Annotated in this window: 21 protein-coding genes and 1 pseudogene; 11 read left to right on the forward strand and 11 right to left on the reverse strand. The window is 42.4% G+C overall.

The annotated features are described in order from the left end of the window. The first annotated feature begins 162 nt into the window (after positions 1-162). The 7 genes from ACYVRH_RS08040 to ACYVRH_RS08070 all read left to right on the forward strand — a co-directional run bounded on the left by ACYVRH_RS08040 (position 163) and on the right by ACYVRH_RS08070 (position 6,101). The gene (locus ACYVRH_RS08040) at positions 163-1,110 is read left to right on the forward strand and encodes a beta-ketoacyl-ACP synthase 3 (protein ID WP_461256423.1); all 948 of its coding nucleotides are present in this window, start codon (positions 163-165) and stop codon (positions 1,108-1,110) included. Positions 1,111-1,118: 8 nt separating this feature from the next. Next, positions 1,119-2,084 (forward strand): ACP S-malonyltransferase, encoded by a 966-nt coding sequence (locus ACYVRH_RS08045; RefSeq protein WP_461256403.1) that lies wholly within the window; start codon positions 1,119-1,121, stop codon positions 2,082-2,084. A gap of 44 nt (positions 2,085-2,128) precedes the next feature. Next, positions 2,129-2,863 (forward strand): 3-oxoacyl-[acyl-carrier-protein] reductase, encoded by a 735-nt coding sequence (gene fabG / locus ACYVRH_RS08050; protein WP_461256404.1) that lies wholly within the window; start codon positions 2,129-2,131, stop codon positions 2,861-2,863. A 9-nt stretch (positions 2,864-2,872) separates the two neighbouring features. Next, complete coding sequence (gene fabF, locus ACYVRH_RS08055; protein ID WP_461256405.1) at positions 2,873-4,144, forward strand: beta-ketoacyl-ACP synthase II; 1,272 nt, start codon at positions 2,873-2,875, stop codon at positions 4,142-4,144. 17 nt (positions 4,145-4,161) lie between these two features. Next, the gene (gene fabZ, locus ACYVRH_RS08060; protein ID WP_461256406.1) at positions 4,162-4,581 is read left to right on the forward strand and encodes a 3-hydroxyacyl-ACP dehydratase FabZ; all 420 of its coding nucleotides are present in this window, start codon (positions 4,162-4,164) and stop codon (positions 4,579-4,581) included. A gap of 82 nt (positions 4,582-4,663) precedes the next feature. Then, positions 4,664-5,872: an enoyl-ACP reductase FabV gene (gene fabV, locus ACYVRH_RS08065; RefSeq protein WP_461256407.1), complete on the forward strand. Its 1,209-nt coding sequence runs from the start codon at positions 4,664-4,666 to the stop codon at positions 5,870-5,872. 13 nt (positions 5,873-5,885) lie between these two features. Continuing rightward, on the forward strand, positions 5,886-6,101 hold the full coding sequence (locus ACYVRH_RS08070) for a hypothetical protein (protein ID WP_461256408.1): 216 nt from the start codon (positions 5,886-5,888) through the stop codon (positions 6,099-6,101). A gap of 274 nt (positions 6,102-6,375) precedes the next feature. On the opposite strand, the gene ACYVRH_RS08075 is transcribed toward ACYVRH_RS08070, so the two are convergent. Together ACYVRH_RS08075 and ACYVRH_RS08080 are read right to left on the reverse strand one after the other, a co-directional pair. Further along, on the reverse strand, positions 6,376-6,723 hold the full coding sequence (locus ACYVRH_RS08075; RefSeq protein ID WP_461256409.1) for a type II toxin-antitoxin system RelE/ParE family toxin: 348 nt from the start codon (positions 6,721-6,723) through the stop codon (positions 6,376-6,378). A 10-nt stretch (positions 6,724-6,733) separates the two neighbouring features. Next, positions 6,734-7,003, reverse strand: coding sequence for a type II toxin-antitoxin system prevent-host-death family antitoxin (locus ACYVRH_RS08080; protein ID WP_461256410.1), 270 nt, complete (start codon positions 7,001-7,003; stop codon positions 6,734-6,736). 311 nt (positions 7,004-7,314) lie between these two features. Between ACYVRH_RS08080 and ACYVRH_RS08085 the strand changes: the two are divergent. After that, a pseudogene (locus ACYVRH_RS08085) lies at positions 7,315-7,710 on the forward strand (bifunctional NADH-specific enoyl-ACP reductase/trans-2-enoyl-CoA reductase); the annotation flags it as partial. 459 nt (positions 7,711-8,169) lie between these two features. Here ACYVRH_RS08085 and ACYVRH_RS08090 read toward each other — a convergent pair. Then, positions 8,170-8,727: a hypothetical protein gene (locus ACYVRH_RS08090; RefSeq protein WP_461256411.1), complete on the reverse strand. Its 558-nt coding sequence runs from the start codon at positions 8,725-8,727 to the stop codon at positions 8,170-8,172. A 326-nt stretch (positions 8,728-9,053) separates the two neighbouring features. Here ACYVRH_RS08090 and ACYVRH_RS08095 point away from each other — a divergent pair, with 326 nt between their 5' ends. Both ACYVRH_RS08095 and ACYVRH_RS08100 read left to right on the forward strand, forming a co-directional pair. Next, entirely contained in the window at positions 9,054-9,395 is a 342-nt protein-coding gene (locus tag ACYVRH_RS08095) for a helix-turn-helix domain-containing protein (protein WP_461256412.1), read from the forward strand. 233 nt (positions 9,396-9,628) lie between these two features. Then, complete coding sequence (locus ACYVRH_RS08100) at positions 9,629-10,111, forward strand: PD-(D/E)XK nuclease family transposase (RefSeq protein ID WP_461256413.1); 483 nt, start codon at positions 9,629-9,631, stop codon at positions 10,109-10,111. Positions 10,112-10,497: 386 nt separating this feature from the next. Here ACYVRH_RS08100 and ACYVRH_RS08105 read toward each other — a convergent pair whose 3' ends face one another. From ACYVRH_RS08105 to ACYVRH_RS08120, 4 genes are read right to left on the reverse strand one after another with little or no spacing between them, the layout of a single operon-like run. Next, complete coding sequence (locus ACYVRH_RS08105; RefSeq protein WP_461256414.1) at positions 10,498-11,043, reverse strand: metallophosphoesterase family protein; 546 nt, start codon at positions 11,041-11,043, stop codon at positions 10,498-10,500. A 10-nt stretch (positions 11,044-11,053) separates the two neighbouring features. Further along, positions 11,054-11,701, reverse strand: coding sequence for a Crp/Fnr family transcriptional regulator (locus tag ACYVRH_RS08110; protein WP_461256415.1), 648 nt, complete (start codon positions 11,699-11,701; stop codon positions 11,054-11,056). 1 nt (position 11,702) lies between these two features. Then, positions 11,703-12,698, reverse strand: a complete 996-nt coding sequence (locus ACYVRH_RS08115) for a cyclic nucleotide-binding domain-containing protein (RefSeq protein ID WP_461256416.1) — start codon at positions 12,696-12,698, stop codon at positions 11,703-11,705. After that, positions 12,698-13,924 (reverse strand): amidohydrolase family protein, encoded by a 1,227-nt coding sequence (locus tag ACYVRH_RS08120; RefSeq protein WP_461256417.1) that lies wholly within the window; start codon positions 13,922-13,924, stop codon positions 12,698-12,700. The genes ACYVRH_RS08115 and ACYVRH_RS08120 overlap by 1 nt, the downstream gene beginning before the upstream one ends. Positions 13,925-14,135: 211 nt before the next feature. Here ACYVRH_RS08120 and ACYVRH_RS08125 point away from each other — a divergent pair, with 211 nt between their 5' ends. Continuing rightward, positions 14,136-15,065 (forward strand): PHP domain-containing protein, encoded by a 930-nt coding sequence (locus tag ACYVRH_RS08125; RefSeq protein WP_461256418.1) that lies wholly within the window; start codon positions 14,136-14,138, stop codon positions 15,063-15,065. A 1-nt stretch (position 15,066) separates the two neighbouring features. Here the strand turns inward: ACYVRH_RS08125 and ACYVRH_RS08130 are convergent, their stop codons facing one another. The 4 genes from ACYVRH_RS08130 to ACYVRH_RS08145 form a co-directional block, all read right to left on the reverse strand. Next, the gene (locus ACYVRH_RS08130; protein WP_461256419.1) at positions 15,067-15,393 is read right to left on the reverse strand and encodes a hypothetical protein; all 327 of its coding nucleotides are present in this window, start codon (positions 15,391-15,393) and stop codon (positions 15,067-15,069) included. Further along, complete coding sequence (locus ACYVRH_RS08135; protein ID WP_461256420.1) at positions 15,380-15,661, reverse strand: BrnT family toxin; 282 nt, start codon at positions 15,659-15,661, stop codon at positions 15,380-15,382. The genes ACYVRH_RS08130 and ACYVRH_RS08135 overlap by 14 nt, the downstream gene beginning before the upstream one ends. Before the next feature lie 98 nt (positions 15,662-15,759). Further along, complete coding sequence (locus ACYVRH_RS08140; RefSeq protein WP_461256421.1) at positions 15,760-17,364, reverse strand: YifB family Mg chelatase-like AAA ATPase; 1,605 nt, start codon at positions 17,362-17,364, stop codon at positions 15,760-15,762. Positions 17,365-17,602: 238 nt separating this feature from the next. Beyond that, positions 17,603-18,328, reverse strand: coding sequence for a DUF3800 domain-containing protein (locus ACYVRH_RS08145; protein ID WP_461256422.1), 726 nt, complete (start codon positions 18,326-18,328; stop codon positions 17,603-17,605). Positions 18,329-19,201: the final 873 nt, after the last annotated feature.

The following is a 19,201-nucleotide window of genomic DNA, read 5'->3' on the forward strand; positions in this document are numbered from 1 at the left end:
ACCGGAATATTGCGCTCCCTGTCCGGGAAACAAATATACAACATTTTTTTTGTTCATACTATCCTCTACCAAACTATAATATTTCCGCCGTAGGTAAGGCCGCCGCCCAAAAAGGTCAGCAATGAAGAATTAACTACTCGGGTCAATACGACTGACGAATGGATCAGATCACATACGGGAATTGGCAATCGCCATATCGCGGATGAGTCTGTCGCGTGCAGTGATTTGGCGGTGGAAGCGGCAATAAACGCACTTGCAATGTCTGCTGGTTACACAGGCGATGATCCTGCGGAAAGGGACAAGGCGGCGGCAGAGGCGGCGGCATCTATCGATGTAATTGTTCTGGCTACAGTTTCGGCGGATTATTTTGGAACCCCGTCCACGGCCTGTATTGTACAGGATAGGATTGGCGCAAAAAAAGCGGCGGCTATGGACATTACCGCAGGCTGTACCGGCTTTGTTTACGGGCTTGAGACTGCAGTAGGGCTTTTGAGCATCAACTCTGAACGTAAAAGGGCGCTTTTAATCGGCTCCGAAGTTTTAACCAGAATGCTTGATTGGACTGAGAGGAAAATCTGTGTTTTATTCGGCGATGGCGCCGGGGCTGTTGTGATAGAAAAAACCGCAGCAGATCCATTGGTTTCCAACCGAGGCGTTTTACAGTCAATTTTACGCGCGGACGGTTCAGGCAGTGAAAGCCTTCTTATGCGAAGAGGCGGAACGCGAAATCCTTTTAAAAAAGGAGAAACTATTGATCTGCCAATCCACGTAGAGATGAACGGGCAGGAAGTGTATAATTTTGCCGTTGGGGCAATAGCCGAAACAATAGAAGAACTTATGAAAGCGGGAAATATCGGCATTGATGATATCGCATGGATTGTTCCTCATCAGGCTAACGCGCGGATTATTCAAGCCGCCAGAAGAAGACTGCATATTCCGGCGGAAAAATTTTATTTAAATATTGAAGAATACGCCAATACTTCATCAGCGTCAATTCCAATCGCGTTAGACGAAATGAACAGGAGCGGCAAGTTAAAGAAAGGGGATTTAATTCTCACGATAGGATTTGGCGGCGGCCTTACCTACGGCGGAAATATTATAGTTTGGTAGAGGATAGTATGAACAAAAAAAATGTTGTATATTTGTTTCCCGGACAGGGAGCGCAATATTCCGGTATGGCGATTGATTTGCTTGAATCTGACGCTGTAAAATCACTTTTTAATACGGCATCCGAAGTTTTTGGAAAAGACGTAAAAGAACTTCTTCAGGCCGATGCCGACACTTTAAAGCGCACGGACGTTTCACAGCCCGCGATAACAGTCGCTAATCTGGCGGCGGCGGAATTTCTTAAAAGCAAGGGGTTTAGTCCCGCCGCCTGCGCCGGTTTCAGTCTTGGCGAATATTCAGCGCTTGTGTGCGCGGGTGTAATCAGCGCGGCTGACTGTTTCCGCCTTATCAAAGCAAGAGGAGAGGCAATGCAGAAAACTTGCGACCGTCTGCGCGAATTAAACGGCGGCGACGCGACGGTGGTTCCGGGTATGGCGGCTGTAGTCGGCCTTGCTCCTTCTCAGATTGAAGAATTAATCGCAAAGTGGAGCAATGAAGGATTAAAAGATTTGTATGCCGCCAACATCAATTCGCCAAAACAGTTGGCGGTGAGCGGAACAGCCGCCGCGTTAGCTGAAGCGGAAACCCGTTTTAAAACTGCGGGCGCAAAGCGCGTTATCCGTTTACAGGTAGCTGGTCCTTTTCATTCGCCGCTTATGGCTGACGCTACGGAAGCTTTCCGCCCGGTGTTGGAAGCAATCACATTCCGCGACCCTGTAACGGCTGTTTTTTCCAATGTTACGGGAAAGAAAATTAATTCGGGCGATGAAGCGAAAAAACTCGCTTTACTTCAGATAACAAACCCTGTTCGCTGGGTAGAAGAAGAATCTGCTATCGCCGCCGCCGGATACGAAGCCTGTCTTGAAGTTGGCCCCGGCAAAGTGTTGCAGGGTCTATGGAAAGATTCAGCGCCCGCCGATGGCGGCGGAATTCCCGTATTTGCCGCCGGAACCGCGGAAGATATATCGAAATTATAAAAATTTTTGATAAGATATATTAATATTTATTAAGGAGGACTATTTTGGAACTTAACGGAAAAAAAGCATTAATAACAGGCGCGGGGCGCGGAATAGGAAAAACTATCGCAGACCTTTTTCTCGCATCCGGCGCGGAAGTTTGGGGGCTTGATATAAAAGAGCCTGATGATTTAAACGCGCGTGTTGAAAAAGCAGAAGGAAAACTCCACTGGGTCAGTGCCGATTTAAGCAAGTTAGGCGAAGTAGACGGCGTTATTGAAAACGTGATAAAACAATCGGGCGGTTTTGACATACTTGTAAACAACGCCGGTATTACAAAAGACAATCTTTCATTTAGAATGTCTGTCGAGGAGTGGCAAAAGGTAATTGACATAAATATGTCTGCGGCGTTTTTTGTCGCCCGCACTGTGGCAAGAGACATGATTCGCAAACGCGCAGGCTCAATTATTAATATGTCTAGCGTTATCGGCATACACGGCAATGGCGGGCAGGCGAATTATTCCGCAAGTAAAGCGGGTTTAATCGGCATAACAAAAAGTTTGGCTAACGAAGTGGCAAGCCGAGGGGTGCGGGTGAACGCGATAGCGCCCGGTTTTATCGAGACGGATATGACCGCTGTTTTGCCTGAAGAAGCCAGAAAAAAAATGTTGGAAGCGGTTCCTTTGAAGCGTCCGGGAAAGCCGGAAGATGTCGCAAATGCGGTGTTTTTCTTTGCTTCCGATATTTCATCATATATTACAGGGCAGGTCCTGCCCGTAGACGGCGGAATGTTTTTTTAGGAGAAAAAAGTGAAGAAAAAAGTTGTAGTAACGGGAATGGGAATTATTTCGCCCATTGGAAATAATGTTGAAGATTTTTGCGCGGCGTTGAAAGCCGGAAAAAGCGGCATTGGGAAAATTACCCTTTTTGACACCACCGGGTTTGACGTAACGATAGCCGGTGAAGTAAAAGATTTTGATCCAACCCAGTGGATGGATAAAAAAGAAGCGCGAAAAATGTGCCGCTTTACGCAATTTGCCACGGCGGCTACGGCGCAGGCTTTAATTCATGCGGGATTAATGGGCGATGTCAACGCGGAGGGCAAACGCCCCGTAAAAAGCAACGCTGAAAGAACAGGAATTGTAATTGGCAATGGTATCGGCGGATTTGAAGTTGTTTCAGAATCAATGAAAAAATTGTTTTACGACGGCCCCAAGCGGATGCTGCCCCTAACCGTCCCCATGATGATTCCCAATGAAGCCGCAGGAAACATCTCCATGATGTATGGCACAAAGGGCCCCGCCTATACTCAGGTTACGGCATGCGCCTCAGGAACAGACGCTTTAGGGCAAGCCCTCGACTTAATCCGCGCAGGACGCTGTGATGTGATCATTGCTGGCGGTACTGAAGCTACTATCATCCCATTTGCTGTCGGCGGCTTTCAAATGCTCAAAGCGCTTTCTACCAAGAGGTGTAACGAGCCTGAAAAAGCGTCCCGTCCCTTTGACGCGGATAGAGACGGCTTTGTAATGGGAGAGGGAGCTGGCATATTGATTCTGGAGAGCGAAGAACACGCAAAAGCGAGAGGAGCGAAAATTATCGCGGAATTGGCGGGATACGGGGCGACAGCCGACGCGTATCACATAACATCTCCTGATCCGGAGGGAAACGGCGGCGCAAACGCGATAAAAATGGCCCTTGCCGACGCTGAACTTAAACCCGAAGATATTCAATATTACAACGCGCACGGCACGTCAACGGAAATTAACGATCCAACGGAAACCAAAATGATAAAAATGGCCTTTGGCGATCATGCCCGTAAGATGAAAGTTTCCAGTACCAAGAGTATGCACGGTCATTGTATCGCCGCCGCCGGTGGAGTCGAAGCCATTGCCTGTATTCTTGCGATGCGCGATGGTTTTTTCCCGCCTACGATAAATCTTGACAACCCCGCTCCTGAGTGTGATTTGGACTATGTGCCAAATAAGGCGCAGTACGGCGAAATAAACGCAGCCGCTTCCGGTTCGCTTGGTTTTGGCGGACACAACGGCGTTGTAGTATTTAAAAAATACAACGGTTAGTAATTAAGGAGTCAAAAATGAACGAGATAGAAAAACTTCTGCCGCACCGCGCTCCGTTTCTCTTTGTTGACGAAATTGTCGAAGCTACAGAGGAGAAAATTATCGCAAAGCGCAAATTTACAGAGAGCGAGTATTTTTTTAAAGGCCATTTCCCTGAGTACCCGGTTGTGCCGGGAGTGATTCTTGTTGAAACAATGGCGCAATCCGGCGGCGCAGGTTTAAGAAAAATTGGCAAGTTGGGAGACGACGCTTTGTTCTTCTTTGCAAGCGTTGATAAAGTAAAATTCCGCCGCCAGGTTCGTCCCGGCGATGAAGTCCGCAGTGAGGTAGTGAATCTTCGGGTTTCACCTAACATGATTAAACAGCAGGGTAAAGCTTATGTTGGCGATGAGCTTGCTGCGGAAGCTGAGTGGATGTGCCTGGTGGGAAAAAAATAGCGGATTTGTTCGGAAACTCAGTTGGTTTCTGCGGAATAAAGTTCGAAATAAGTATGTCGTGACGTGAAATAGGAGTAAGTAAATGCAAATAAAACCAATGATTAGAAGCAATATCTGCTTGAATGCCCATCCTGCGGGATGCGCGGCGGGAGTACTAAAACAAATTGAATACGCAAAAAAACATTTATCCCCAGCGGAAGGCACGCCAAAACTTGTTTTGGTTGTCGGCTGTTCTAACGGTTACGGTCTAGCCAGCCGAATATGCGCCGGTTTTGGATACAAAGCCGTAACAATCGGCGTCTCCCTTGAGAATGAACCTTCGGAAAAACGGACAGGCACGTCCGGCTTTTACAATAATCAAACTTTTGACAAAGAAGCGGCAAAGGCAGGACTTGTTTCAATCTCTTTAAACGGCGACGCTTTTTCCGATGAAGTAAAATCTAAAACAGCCGAGGCGGTCAGAAATGCCGCTTCAAAGGTCGGCATACCGGCAAAGATCGATTTATTTGTTTATTCGCTGGCTTCTCCGGTAAGAACGGATCCCAAGACGGGTGTTATGTACAAATCGGTAATTAAACCGATTGGCAAAGCCTTTTCAGGAAAGACTGTCAACATGATGAATGGAACATTCAGTACGGCAGAAGCGGAGCCTGCAAACGAGGAAGAAATTTCCAACACAGTAAAAGTTATGGGCGGCGAAGACTGGGAGTTGTGGATGGACGCGCTTGATAAAGAGGGGCTTCTTTCGCCTAACACCCGCACTGTCGCTTACACTTACATAGGCCCTGAATTGTCGTGGGCTATTTACAAAAACGGAACCATCGGCAAAGCGAAAGAAGACCTTGAACGCGCCTGCAGAGAAATAAACAAAAAGTTTAAAGAACAGAAAAAAATTGACGGCGCGTGGGTTTCCGTAAACAAAGCCGTTGTTACCCGCGCAAGCGCCGTAATACCGATTATCCCTTTTTATGTTTCATGCCTTTTTAAAGTTATGAAAGACATGGGTCTTCACGAAGGCTGTATAGAGCAAATAACCCGTCTTTATCGCGATTTTCTTTATTCACCTAACGCTGTAAACGACGCAAATTCAGTCCCCGTAGACAGTGAAAACCGTATCCGTATTGACGATTGGGAAATGCGCGAAGATGTGCAAAAGGCCGTTACGCAAAAAATGGCTGTTGTAACGCCCGAAAACGTGTTTACGGAAACTGACATAAACGGATTTAAACACGCTTTTTTGGAAGTTCACGGGTTTGACGTTGAAGGCGTTGATTACGATGCGGAGATTTAGTTATACGTACACAATGTATGCCCAAGAATTTATTCAGTACAGTCAGGGCAGGCTGCGCATGGCAAAAACTCTGGGAGAACCCGACTCGCACTGGCGGCCACCTAAAGGCGGCCTTGCTTTTATTGGGGACTGCGGCATTTATTGGTGCTCTCAGCGGGCGGCATCATTGATCTACACGGCTACGCCGTGCGTTTATTTGGCTGTGCCTACGAGCCTTTTCAGCGACTGAACAGCGGTGGGTAGAAAGCTTTATCGTGGGTTTGTCGCTGAACTTTTATTCTCTGAATTTTCTTTGTTTTGTTCCAAAGTCTCTCCGGCGGGGAACGCCCGAAAGATGTTTTTACATCGCACGCAGCCTGCCCGCCTGTACTCAAGAGGTTTATTCGGCATACATCTTCTTGCGGTAATAAGTATTTTATCAGTGTGATCAGCCCACATATATGGTGTACAATACAAGGCAGGGTACGCTATAAAAAAGTTGTAACAGGTACCTTTGCGTTTACCTACATTAATTCATTTATAGATTCATTTTTAAATATTTTTATCCAATTTCTTTTACCATACATAAATCTGATTAAGTATACATATTTTTTATCCTTGTTATCAGGTTCTTTTACTTTATAGAATAATAAATAATTATTTACTTTTTTTGATCTTAAACCTAAATATGCCAAATATTTATCTTGAACTAACGGTCTTGAATACGGATTATTTTTAATATTTTCTATTTGTTCCAATAACTCCTTTTTTAAATTATCAGCAGCCATTGGAGCTTCCAGAGTTTCTTTTATATAATTATGAGCTTTATCAATATCCTCTTTAATTATTTTTGAGAATTCTGCCCTATACAATTATTGATCCTTATAAGTTTTTTATATGTTTAAGCATTTCTTCTTCAGAGATTGTTTCTCCATTTTCTATCTGATTCAAACCAACTTCAATTGCCTGATACAGTTCAAGCCTGCCCATTAATTCCTCGTATGTTTCAATACTCATTACAGCCAGATCGCCCTGACCATTTTTGGTAATAAATATTGGTTCTCTGAAATTATGGCAAAATTCCGATATTTCGCTATAATTATTCCGTAAATCAGCGCTTTTCCGTATTGCCGGCATTAGTTTTACCCTCATTTTAAGCCGCATGAGCGGCGATTTAATCGAAGTCTCCGCTATGCGGAGACAAAACCTCCAAATGTTTATCTGATAAAATATATCATTATTTTGATATGTAGTCAAGTCTGTTTAACTCTCCATATAATACCCCATAGGGTGACGGTTATGTTAGGAAAAGTATTGAAAAGAGAATCTTAGAAATGTTTAAAAACATCAGTTACCGCTACATTTATCTTTTGGGTGATGTCCTCAGAAAGTTGACTCATTATCTCTTTACTGTTTGAAGGCACTAAATCACCCTTAAAAAGTTTAAAGAACAGAAAAAAATCGGCGGCGCATGGGTTTCCGTAAATAAAGCCGTTGTTACCCGCGCGAGCGCCGTAATACCGATTATCCCTTTTTATGTTTCATGCCTTTTCAAAGTAATGAAAGACATGGGTCTCCACGAAGGCTGTATAGAACAAATTACCCGTCTTTTCCGCGATTTCCTTTATTCACCTAACGCCATAAACGACGCAAATTCAGTCCCCGTAGACAGTGAAAACCGCATCCGTATTGATGATTGGGAAATGCGTGAAGACGTGCAAAAAGCCGTTACGCAAAAAATGGCGTCTGTAACGCCCGAAAACGTTTTTACGGAAACTGACATAAACGGATTTAAGCACGATTTTCTGGAAGTTCATGGGTTTGATGTTGAAGGCGTTGATTACGAGGCGGAAATTTAGTTACACGAAATACTTCTTGCTATAGGCTTTTTCCCTCTCCTCTACACGATGTATGCCCAAAGTAATTAATAGCGAAAAATATTATCACTCTATATAAAAGCCGAACATACGCAAAGCCCTTCCGGTGATTAGTGGCGTGACATTATTCGACGCACGTTTTGACGTGGCATGGTAGGCGATCCACGCCAAGATCACCGGCAGAGCTTTGCGTATGCCCGGCTTTTACCTAGCGAGGAATTTTTTTTAGTATTTTTGGTTTGGGCATACATCTTCTAGCGGTAATTAAGCATTTTAACAGCGAGATCTATTAGTAATGAGCAATGAGCAATTAACAATAGTCACCATCGATAGTGTATAAATGTCGCATAACGACACTAGGGAAAAGTGGTAACAGATACCATTGCATTTACATTTATTCCGTTACAAGCTGGACAAATTTTCATGAATAATTACTCCTTTTTATTTTTCTTCTCTTAATCTTTCATATGTTCCAGCCACAATTATTAAAATCAATAGGACACTAAAGACAACAATTTTTAACGGATTGTTATTAACAAAAATACATAACAATAACATTATTATTGAAAATAACAATGATGTTATATCCAAGAGATGTGAATTTATATTCACGGAATGTTGCGTCTTATTATCAATATTTAAAGATTCTACAAGCAGTGAAATTATTTGAAGTAATAAAGCAATACCAAAGCCTGTTATGATTACATATGCACCGTATTGTAAATCAAGTTCATTCTTGCTCAATAGATCAATGCCAGAAACTATACTAACAAGTAAAATTACCCAATCGATAATCACAGATACATTTTTTTTCATAAGCAATAATGCACCAATTAAGATACCTGCAATTGCAAGGATAAATAATCCTATTATTAAAGCGGGAACTGGAGCATCAACATATTCAATAAGTTGAAATGCATTCTGATTGCAAGCAACAGGCATAAAAAATCCAATTGCTGCCAATAAAAAACCAAATTTCCCAATTGTCCTAATCTTCATAAAAACCTCCTTAATATTAAGTCAACTATACAGTCAACTTTATTTTCAATATATTATCAAAATAATATTTGTTAAGCATTTTCAAAATAAATTAATAAAAACATTTGGGCGTGTTGCGTTTAACAAACAATAGATGTATTCCCGTCATTTTCATACAAACATTCATTATTTCCTCCGAAGAATAAAAAAGCAATGCAAGAAATTGAATCTTACAGAATACTAATATCATGGCAATACCATGAATATATAATAATACTAAAACCTGTTTATAAATTTGTCAAGGTAATAGCAAGATATTCTTCTTAGGGTAAAGGAATGGGTATGTTATGGAAGAGACAGATTTGCGAAAATTGTTAAGTTTTAATATCAAGAAGTATCGTAATTTGAAAGGGTGGTCGCAAGAAAGATTAGCGGAAAAAATGGATATTTCTACCAATTATTTGTCGGATATTGAAACAGGGAAGGGATGGGTATCGCCTTTTTCTTTGGTAAAAATGGCAAATGCCCTTGAAATCGAGGTTTTTGAACTCTTTAAACCTGAAGAAAAAACGCCAAAAGATATATCAAAAATAGTAAATAGATATTTAAATGACTTTTCAACATCCTTAAAAATATCTTTTGATAAATCCCTTTTAGATTCTATAAAAAAAATACGAAAAAATTTATAATTTACTCTTGGCTCTTAAACATATCTTATTATAAAAACCGAAGATATTAATCAGTAAAATGCGAATGTTCATGTGGTTAGCGGTAAAATTCTCTTAAAAAAAGTAAAAAAAATTCATTTTCAGTCAAGCAAAACAAGAGGTACGCACCCATATAGAGTATGTAGTTTTTAGGCCGTTTTTAACGGCAACTGTCTTGGGACGGTCAACTACAAATCTTTATAAGGAGTTTACTTATGGTAACAAACAATGAAAAGCCTGTTCAAAATGAATGGGAGTCCTTCCTATTCGGGAACGGCATGAGCGTTCTGGACATACGCTATGATGTGGTATTCAAAGCCGTATTTACCAGAGATACCGCAAAATCAAGAGCGGCGCTATCAGACCTGATTTCTTCGCTTATAGGACGCACTATCAAAGTGGAGACAATTATCGCCAATGAGCCGCCTGTTGACGATCTGCGGCAGCGGTATCTGCGCTTCGATGTCGATTGCAGAACAGAAAAAGGGGAACCTATTAATGTTGAAATGTCGTTTAATCCTAACGCAAGCGAACAGGTACGACTTGAGTACCATGTAGCAAGGTTATTTGTGGGGCAAGATATTCATGGAAAAGATAAAGATTATAACGATTTAAAAGGTAGCGTACGGTTGTTTGCACCGCTTTTCTATAGTGCCGTTATGCGACATTTATGCGCTATTAATGGTATCTATTGCTAATTGTTAATTGCTCATTGCTTATTACCGCTAGAAGATGTATGCCAAATAAAATCCTTGAGTACAGGCGGGGCAGGGCTGCGGGTGGCAAAAACATCTTCTGTGGGTTCCCTGCCGGAGAGACTTTGGAATAAAACAAAGAAAATTCAGAGAATAAAAGTCCCTGACCACTTAAATGCGATAAAGAAGTAGTTTTTGTACATTAAGAAAAAAGTAATAAAGGAATTAAGTATTTATAAATTTATCGTAATTTCGCATTTAGGTGGTCAGGGAAAGGCTCGTAGGCAGATTCTCCCAGAGTTTTTGCCACCCGCAGCCCTGCCCTGACTGTACTAAATAAATTCTTTGGGCATACATCGTGTAACATATTGTAACTGTACATCAGAACGTTAAATCTTCACTTCCTTAATCTTTCCCTGCAAACCAATCTCAAAAAATTTTACATTTAACGGTTTATCGGGCGGACATTCAATAATTGCGAATGTTGCGCCAATTTTGCTTCGTGGTCGTCCGACGCTTCCAGGGTTGATAAACGTAATGCCATTCATTATTTTAAAATAGGGAACATGGGTGTGGCCGTATAACGCGATGTCCGCTCCCGCGTTTCTTGCAGCATTTATAAGAAAATTATACCCGCTGTATAAATTGTACCGGTGTCCGTGGCACATGAAAAAATGATGTTCCGCAAAATCAAAAGTTAAAGTTTCCGGTATATAAATCCCATAATCATTATTTCCCATGACAAGTTTCCAATCAGTATAAAAGCCTGTCTCGTCCGCCGCGTATTGCAAGTCTGAAATACCATCGCCAAGGAATGCCGCCGCAAGAATAGTATCATTTGGCGGAATGTGATCTTTTGCCCAGTTAAAGACCGCTTTAAGAGCCCTGACATTACCATGTGAATCTGAAAACACAAGGAGTTTTTTATTGTCCATAACTCAAAAATCAGGCGCCTCTTGAATTGCGTCTGGAACTGACAAAGCGGGAAAAGTCGTTGATGTTTTTTACTGTTATGCGATCTGCAAATATTTCTACACGCCGCTGGTTTACAAAATGACCAAGAATATCCCTCGCTTCGTTGACGCTCATTCCCGCCCAGTGCGCTACTCCTTCAACAGTGGTTTTAAATTCACGCCGTTCGCTGGTTTTATCAATATCAGGCTGGGTTTCATCAAGCATAAGAAATACGTCCGCTATTTTTACCTGCGGCTCAGGAAGCGTAAGGATCATAAATCGCCGTTTGGAATCGTATATGCGTTTGCAGAACATTTTTAAAAGTTTCAACGCTATCTGCGGATTTCCAAGGAGCAGAATTTCAAAATTTTGCGAATTAAATTCCAACACTTTTACTTCATCAATTGCGATGGCAGTCGCAGAACGGGGAGAGTTTTCCAAAATTGCCATTTCACCAAACATTTCGGAGGGCTGTAAAATATCCAATGTCCGTTCAATGTCTCCGACAAGTTTAACAAGTTGTACTCTGCCCGATTGAATTAAATAAAAAGTATCACCAATTTCAAACTCGGAAAAAATTATTTCTCCCTGATGAAAAGTGCGTGAAAAACGGCCAAACGCGGCCAAATCCATAGCCATTTTACGCCCCCAAGGCGCTTAGCGCCTTTCTTGTTTTTTCGATGGTGGAGTCGTCTCCGCCCATTGAAATAATCTTTTTATAGAACGCTATCGCCTGATCTTTTCTGCCGGATTTTTCGTTACATTGACCCATAATAAACATGGTTTCCAATAACTCAGGATGCTTTGGAAATTTTGTCAGCATACCGGTATAATACTTCAGACTTTCTTCAAACTTATTCATAAGGAACATACAACGCCCGATTTCGAAAGACGCTTTTGCGGCTAATTCAGGATTGGCATTACTGTCCACTATTGCTTTAAAAGACATGAACGCTTCCTGATACTTCCCCTGCGAAACAAGACCGACAGCGTCATAATACGCTTTGTTTGGTTTTTCAGGACTTTTCTGTGATACCGGCGCAGACGGCGCTCCAGAAGCGGCATTACTAATGGAAACGCCCGGCCCCTTGCCGTCACCGTAACGGGTCAGAGCATTTTCCGCTATTTCCATATTTTTAGCCGCTTGAATCGCATTTTTCCCGGAAGGATAAAATGTCAAATAACGGCTGAATACGTGTTTTGCGTGGGAAAAGCGTTTGTTTTTTAAATAAAATTCGCCAATATTATAAAGACCGTCAGCAGGAGGTTGTTCTTCCTTTGCCATAACTTTGGAAACCTGTTTATGAACGCGCCTCATTTGATTTGAAAAAACTTTTAACATTTTCATTATTATTCTGGAATTAGCCATCGCAACCGCTTCAAATTCGGGAACTGTAAATATCATTACGTTGGTATCTGAAAGAGCGACTGCATTTTCTTCACGCGCATAGCGTCCCAATGCTGATTTTACACCGAAGAACTCTCCGGGTTGCACAGGGTCTCTTACATCTGCTCCGGTATCAATGTCCTGATAGACAAGGCTTACTTTTCCAGACTGCAAGATGTATATCTTGTCAGCAGGATCGCCTTTAAAGTAAATAAGAGAACCTGAACGATATTGCGCTGGTTTTGGCATTACGCTCCTTCCTGTGCCGGCTCAAACGGCAGGTAATCAAGAATCTTTTTAAAACCGATTTTCTTTCTTACTTCGTTGTAAAGCCCCGCCGGGTCGCCCTTTACAAACATCTCTCTATTTCCCACTTTTATTTGCGTATAATCTGAAGGCAGTTTTCCGTTAAAAATATCCAGAAAACGCATCTCGCCGTATATCGGTTTTCCCGCAAGCGCGAGCAATTCTATGTCTTTCATGCCGGCGTTGACAAAGTTTTCATACGGATCGCTGTTTTTCCCTTTCAGTACGATAATGTCACCTAACAAACCTTCTTCCAAAGCGCCTACTCTGTCCTGCATTCTGAAAGCTTTCGCCGCGTTAATTGTTACCATCTCGAAGATTTTTTTTGCCGGAAGATCTTCGCCATAAAGCTTTTGATACAATTCCCTGTCGTATTTCATTTCCGCAAGAATGTTTGCGGAGCCGGAAGCCGATGAATCCGTTCCGATTGTAAGATTAACTCCCGCTTTGATCATTTTTCGCACTTTTGCAGTCACATTAAACATGAACATATTGGAAAATCCGCACCAAGAAACGCTTGCCCCGGCTTTTGCGGTCTTTTTTATATCTTCATCGCTAAAAGCAATACAGTGAACAAACAGGCAATAGTCATCAAGCACATTTAGTTTTTCCAGTTTTTCAATGCTGTGCATGGCTTCATTGTCAAAACCTTCGCTAAGGTGGGTAATAAAGGGCCAGTTATTTTGTTTCGCCTTTTTATGTTCAATTTCTATGCCCTCGCCCCATTTTAAATCATAAGAAGAACATTCATGCTCGATACAATATTCTTGAATAGCCCTGATTGGCAAGGTGGGTAATATTTGACTGTTTATATTATGTACAAAATGATCGTTAACCGTCGTTACGCCGGAAAACAGGCACTTATAGCCGGAAAGAGCGTAGAGATCTTCCCTGCTCAGTTTAGATCGCTCCTTGAACATCTCCGACGCTTTTAGATCATTATCCCATGGCAGCCATGTCAGATAAAAACTACCTTTTTTTGGACCTACAGGCGGACGATAATTCCCCTGCAAATGGTCATGGGTATTTATTAGAGAAGGGTACACAAAGGATTTTCCCTTCAAATCGACTTTTACGATACCGCCCGGAGAAACAATTTTTTCCCCTTTCACTCCCAAATCACCGGTATGTACTTTTTTACCCGGGGAAACAATTACCCCGTTTTCCAAGACATACTCAAACACTTTAAAGACCGTCCTTATCAGAAAAAACTCTCTATACTTTAATTCTATTAATAAATACCTAAAAAATCAATGTTTTGGGCTTTACTATTGATTCTTCACATAAAAATTGAATAAAGATAATAATCCCAACAAATCTTCTTTTTATTATCGGTAATTTATGCATAAATAGACAAAAATTTGATACAATATTTTCAATATGGTTGATTTTCACACACATTCTAACATTTCAGACGGGGATTTGCCTCCTGCGGTACTTGTTAAAGAGGCTGTTAAACAGGGCCTTACCGCCCTTGCTTTGACTGATCACGATACTATAAACGGGCTGGAAAGCGCGAAAATAGCCGCAAAAGAGGAAAATATTCATTTTATCCCCGGAATTGAGGTAAATATTAATTGGACAAGGGAAAAATCCGCAAATGATGTTCCGCATGGCGCCCCCGGAATTGGTCCCGGCGGTGAGTTTCATTTGTTAGGTTTGGGGATAAATTCGCCGACTGCGGCGTTTATTTCCGCTATTAATAACTTGGCACACAGAAGAGAAGTCAGAAACCGGGAGATTCTTGATCGGATGGTTGAATTGAGCATGATTACTCCCAGCGGGCAAGAAGCGGCATGGGATGAGCTTTTGGCTATTGCCGGAGGGAAATCTACTGCTTCCAGAGGATCGGGCAATTCGCTTGGACGGCCTCATTTTGCGGCATTGCTTATAAAGCGTAAAATTGTTAAAAATGTGAATCAGGCGTTTGCCCGCTATTTAGGAGTGGGAAAACCTCTGTATGTGCCAAAAGAGGGGCTAATCTTTGAAGAAGCCGTCTCTCTGATACGCGGCTCCGGCGGCATTCCCGTCCTTGCGCATCCAATCTCGCTTTATGTAGCGTGGGGACGCCTCCCCGACCTTATAAAGACATTAAAAGATATGGGACTGATGGGGCTTGAAGCGTGGCACCCCACAGCCAAACCCGGCTCCTGCAGACGGCTTGAAACCCTAGCCAAGTCTTTAGGACTCTACGTTACCGAAGGCAGCGACTACCACGGCTCAATTCGCCCCGACAGAAAACTGGGCTATTCCTCAAGAGGCAGAAAAATTGATGAGGCTCTTTTAGACGCTATTCCCGAACTGCGGTAATTCAAGTAGTAGCGTTTTCGATACTTTCCTTAACCCATTCAGGGTGTTTTTTTGCGTAATCTAAAAACTTTGCCATAATGCTTGTGTACCCTTTCCCTAAAGACTGCCACCATTTAACAGTTCCTGATTCCAGCCGTAAAGAATACATTTTTCGTACCTTTCTTCTGCGTCTTTCCTCAGCATAAAGCCTCATTTTATGCAGTTCTTCGCGGGTATAGCTTGGATCATCGCTGAAATCTATAGGGCTGTTTTCCATTTCTTCATACAATGCCATATCTTCTTCTGATAACGGCTCGGTTCCATTTGAAGTATGTCTAACTATACCCATAAAAATACTCCTCTTCTTCGCCTTTTTTTGCTTTTCTAACGGAAATTATTCTGACAGAACTATCTCTTTCCGTAAAAATAACCGAAAGTAATTTCAAACCTGAAAAACCAACTGTTTTCAATCGCTCTTCAAAAATACTATGTTTTTTATCAATCATTTCAAATCGTCTTGGATCAAAGAAAACTTTTTCTCCCATTTCAAAAGAAACCTTATGTTTTCTTTTATTTAGGGCGTTTTTTTCTTCATCCCATTCAAAATCTATATCCATAATAATCCTCCTGAAAATTTTTGTCAAGACAATTTGTCAAGACAGATGTCTTGACGTTGAAAATATGTCAAATTGACATAAATCAAAGGGACAGAATGTCAAACGGACAGTATGTCCCAAGGGTCTTCTCCCAAACGGCGGTGATGAACTGCCTCCAGTATGTGTTCAGTTTCAAGAACGTCTTTTCCCTCAAGGTCAGCGATTGTTCTGGCTACCCGTAAAATCCCGTGGTAAGCCCTGCCCGATAGCCCCAATTTTGAAACAGCGGCATGAAACGCGCTTTCAGCTTTTTCGTTCATCGGGCAAAGGGCTGCGGTTTTTCCCGCCGGAAGCATGGCATTTCTGCGGATACCTGTACCCTTAAAACGGCTCCGCTGTATTTCAACTGCCGCCCTGACCCTTTTTGAAATAGCGGCGCTATTTTCCCCGATGCTTGAATTGTTGTGTACGCCCATCTCTTCAATTTTTGGCGGCAGAACAGCGGCTCTTATTTCCACGCGGTCAAGCAATGCGCCGCCAAACTTTCGCCAGTAACGGTTAATTTCTTCCGGTGAGCAGAGGCACGCATTTTCTGTGCCATGTAAACCCAAGCGTCCGCAACGGCAGGAATTTGCGGTTAGCAGTAATTGAAACTCCGCAGGAAGACGCACCGGCCCTTCCGCCCTGACAATGCTTATTACCCTGTCTTCCAGCGGTTCGCGAAGGGCTTGCAGAACATTGATTCTGAACTCAGGCGCTTCATCAAGGAATAGCACGCCAAAGTGGGCAAGACTGATTTCTCCCGGGCGCGGAATTCTGCCGCCGCCGAGGATACCCTCCGCGCTTGCGGTATGATGCGGAGCGCGAAAAGGAGGGCTAGTAATTAACCTATCGATAAAACCATTGCGCGGCCCCGCAAGACTGTGAAGCCTTGTTACTTCTACAGCTTCATCGGGAGTGAGCGGTGCCATGATTGACGGCATACGTCGCGCAAGCATTGTCTTTCCCGCGCCGGGCGGTCCAAAAACAAGCGTGTTGTGTCCTCCTGCGGCGGCAATTTCCAAAGCTCGTTTATAAATCGCCTGCCCCCGAACATCGGCAAAATCGCCACATTCTTGTTCCGCCGCCGCGTTAGCTGACAATTTCGCCGCATTCTCCGCTATCGGCGCGTCTGACGAAAAAACCTCATCAAGCGATTCGGGAAGAACGCCGTTTTTTTCTCTCATAACAAGCGCGTGTACCGCGCCTTGTAAATTTTCTGCGGCGGTAAATTGTATATTCTTATCAGCCAAGATAGCCGCTTCACCCGCATTTTGCGCGGGAACGATAAATTCGCGTATACCTTCGGCAAGTCCCGCAGAAATTGCCGCAAGAACCCCGCGCACGGGGCGTATTCTGCCGGATAGCTCAAGCTCTCCCATGACTAGCAGATTTCCCGAAATAGTAACTATTCCCGCCGCCGCCATTACCGAAAGCGCGATTGGCAGATCGAGAGCGGCTCCGTCTTTTTTTAATCCTGCGGGAGCGAGATTAATTAAAATCCTGTCCAGCGGAAAACTGAATCCCGAATTCCTAAAAGCCGCCCGCACCCTATCCCGCGCTTCCCTGACCGCTCCCTCCGCAAGCCCTGAAATGTCAACACCGGGAATTCCCCTGCGTATATCCGTCTCAACCCGAACAATGATTCCGCCAGCCCCTGAGGGCATAAATGCAAACACACCCATAAAATCTCCTAAGTGAAACAAAAAGTTTCAGATGAAACGAAGTTTCATACTATATATGGCGTGCAGATGCGTGGCGCTTGACTGAATTTGAAAATTTTTTATTAAATTTAACCAAAATTTTCCTTGACAAATTTGTTTTTTAGGTATATTCTTAAATAAGAGTCCACGAAGTATTCGCTTGCTTCTGTTACAGAAGCCTTACAAAGTCAGTTTGTATGATGCACTTCGGGGCTTTTTTTTATGCCCAGCCTTCCGGCCACCATTTGAATGATTGTGGATTATTATCCAATGAAATTGCCTTTATACCGTACCCGCTTATCGTTTGGTGAGATGATTTTCTAATTTGATGTTTTATCTTTTCCAAATAGGCTGATTCATAATTCCCGAATCTGTCCGGTATCATGGCAGCGCCTAAAATACCGGCATATAAATCAGCCAATTGTATGCCGGAATTGGAATCAGCGGAAATCCATTTAGGCTGATCTGACAATCTGTTGTAATCGCATAAACGCCAATCTTTCTTCATAAAATAATCAAGAGTTGTTGAATGATTAAATCCGCGAACATGCCCAAAACGTACACAGACTTTTGTGTCTAATTTTTCTGTATGCTTGAGTATCCGTTCTAAGGTAAAGGCTGCTACTATATTATAAAATTTTACATGGTCTTCTGGGACAGTTTTTTTATCTGAAATAATATAAATAACTGTAATTTCTTCTAATTTTGCAATCTCTCCTGTTATGTATTTTCTGGCATCGTGTTTACGACAATGTTTTCTCCAATGGATAGGCGTCTTTAGATCTATTCCTAATTTAATTTTTAAGTTTGCTATGCAATCCTTAACTTTTTGTTGGACTGAGACCGGAAAAAGCACCGCAGACATCGCAAAATATTCAGATGATTTTCTGCTGTGCCCTCTGTCTCCAATCTCATCAACAAAGGCGAATAAAATCTCTTTATCCAAGATTGTTCTCCAAAATATCAACGCCGGGAATTCCCCTGCGTATATCCGTCTCAACCCGAACAATGATTCCGCCGGCCCCTGAGGGCATAAATGCAAACACACCCATAAAATCTCCTAAGTGAAAAAAGTTTTTACACTCTATATATGGCGTGCAGATGCGTGGCGCTTGACTGAGAATGAAAATTTTTCGAAAAATTTCTCACGAAGATCACAAAGGTACAAAGATCACTAAGAGGAAAGAAGGGGTTTTTGGCCGTTAGCTTATCGTAAAGCCCACGCATAACCTTCGGACAAAAATTTCCCCATAAACTATTGACAAAAACGCCAAAAGTGATAATATATTCTTAATGAAACAAAAAATGGCTATAAATACCCAATTCTCGACACAAAAATCGTTGCTTACTACCTCATTTTGTTTATCTGGGGTAAGCTGTTCGGTGCCGGGGCGTTTGGGTTTGGTTCATAAAAAGGAGAACCTTCACCCTTCGGGTTCGGTTGAGGTTCCACACGCCTTAAACGGCGTGCAATATACTACCCCCCCTCCCAGAAAAATTTGCCCATAGAGAAGCGTTAGCTGGGCATAGAGACACCTTTTACCCTGTTTTTGAATTTTTTCTCCAAAACTGCCTATTTAACCCCATAGCGTTAATCCTCGCGCGTTTTTATTTTGTAAAAGAAACATACATTATGCCGTGTTGCGATTATAAAAATATAAATAGGAAAGAAACGCTATGAAAAACAATTATCTTTTTAACCTTATAGTAACGCTGATTCTTATCCCATTATTGCTGGGATTGTTAATTCCCTTTATAGAAAAAATAAAATGGCTTCATTATACCGCTATTGGTATTTCAGCGCTGTTAACGGTTTTTT

This window comes from Treponema sp. R80B11-R83G3, assembly GCF_054786115.1.

Coding starts and splice junctions, on each gene's coding strand:
- fabV (WP_461256407.1), top strand. CDS start 4,664: ATGCAAATAAAACCAATGATTAGAAGCAATATCTGCTTGAATGCCCAT.
- ACYVRH_RS08125 (WP_461256418.1), top strand. CDS start 14,136: ATGGTTGATTTTCACACACATTCTAACATTTCAGACGGGGATTTGCCT.
- fabZ (WP_461256406.1), top strand. CDS start 4,162: ATGAACGAGATAGAAAAACTTCTGCCGCACCGCGCTCCGTTTCTCTTT.
- ACYVRH_RS08095 (WP_461256412.1), top strand. CDS start 9,054: ATGGAAGAGACAGATTTGCGAAAATTGTTAAGTTTTAATATCAAGAAG.
- ACYVRH_RS08045 (WP_461256403.1), top strand. CDS start 1,119: ATGAACAAAAAAAATGTTGTATATTTGTTTCCCGGACAGGGAGCGCAA.
- ACYVRH_RS08090 (WP_461256411.1), bottom strand. CDS start 8,727: ATGAAGATTAGGACAATTGGGAAATTTGGTTTTTTATTGGCAGCAATT.
- ACYVRH_RS08135 (WP_461256420.1), bottom strand. CDS start 15,661: ATGGATATAGATTTTGAATGGGATGAAGAAAAAAACGCCCTAAATAAA.
- ACYVRH_RS08105 (WP_461256414.1), bottom strand. CDS start 11,043: ATGGACAATAAAAAACTCCTTGTGTTTTCAGATTCACATGGTAATGTC.
- ACYVRH_RS08140 (WP_461256421.1), bottom strand. CDS start 17,364: ATGGGTGTGTTTGCATTTATGCCCTCAGGGGCTGGCGGAATCATTGTT.
- ACYVRH_RS08130 (WP_461256419.1), bottom strand. CDS start 15,393: ATGGGTATAGTTAGACATACTTCAAATGGAACCGAGCCGTTATCAGAA.
- ACYVRH_RS08115 (WP_461256416.1), bottom strand. CDS start 12,698: ATGCCAAAACCAGCGCAATATCGTTCAGGTTCTCTTATTTACTTTAAA.
- ACYVRH_RS08070 (WP_461256408.1), top strand. CDS start 5,886: ATGTATGCCCAAGAATTTATTCAGTACAGTCAGGGCAGGCTGCGCATG.
- ACYVRH_RS08110 (WP_461256415.1), bottom strand. CDS start 11,701: ATGGCTATGGATTTGGCCGCGTTTGGCCGTTTTTCACGCACTTTTCAT.
- ACYVRH_RS08100 (WP_461256413.1), top strand. CDS start 9,629: ATGGTAACAAACAATGAAAAGCCTGTTCAAAATGAATGGGAGTCCTTC.
- ACYVRH_RS08080 (WP_461256410.1), bottom strand. CDS start 7,003: ATGAGGGTAAAACTAATGCCGGCAATACGGAAAAGCGCTGATTTACGG.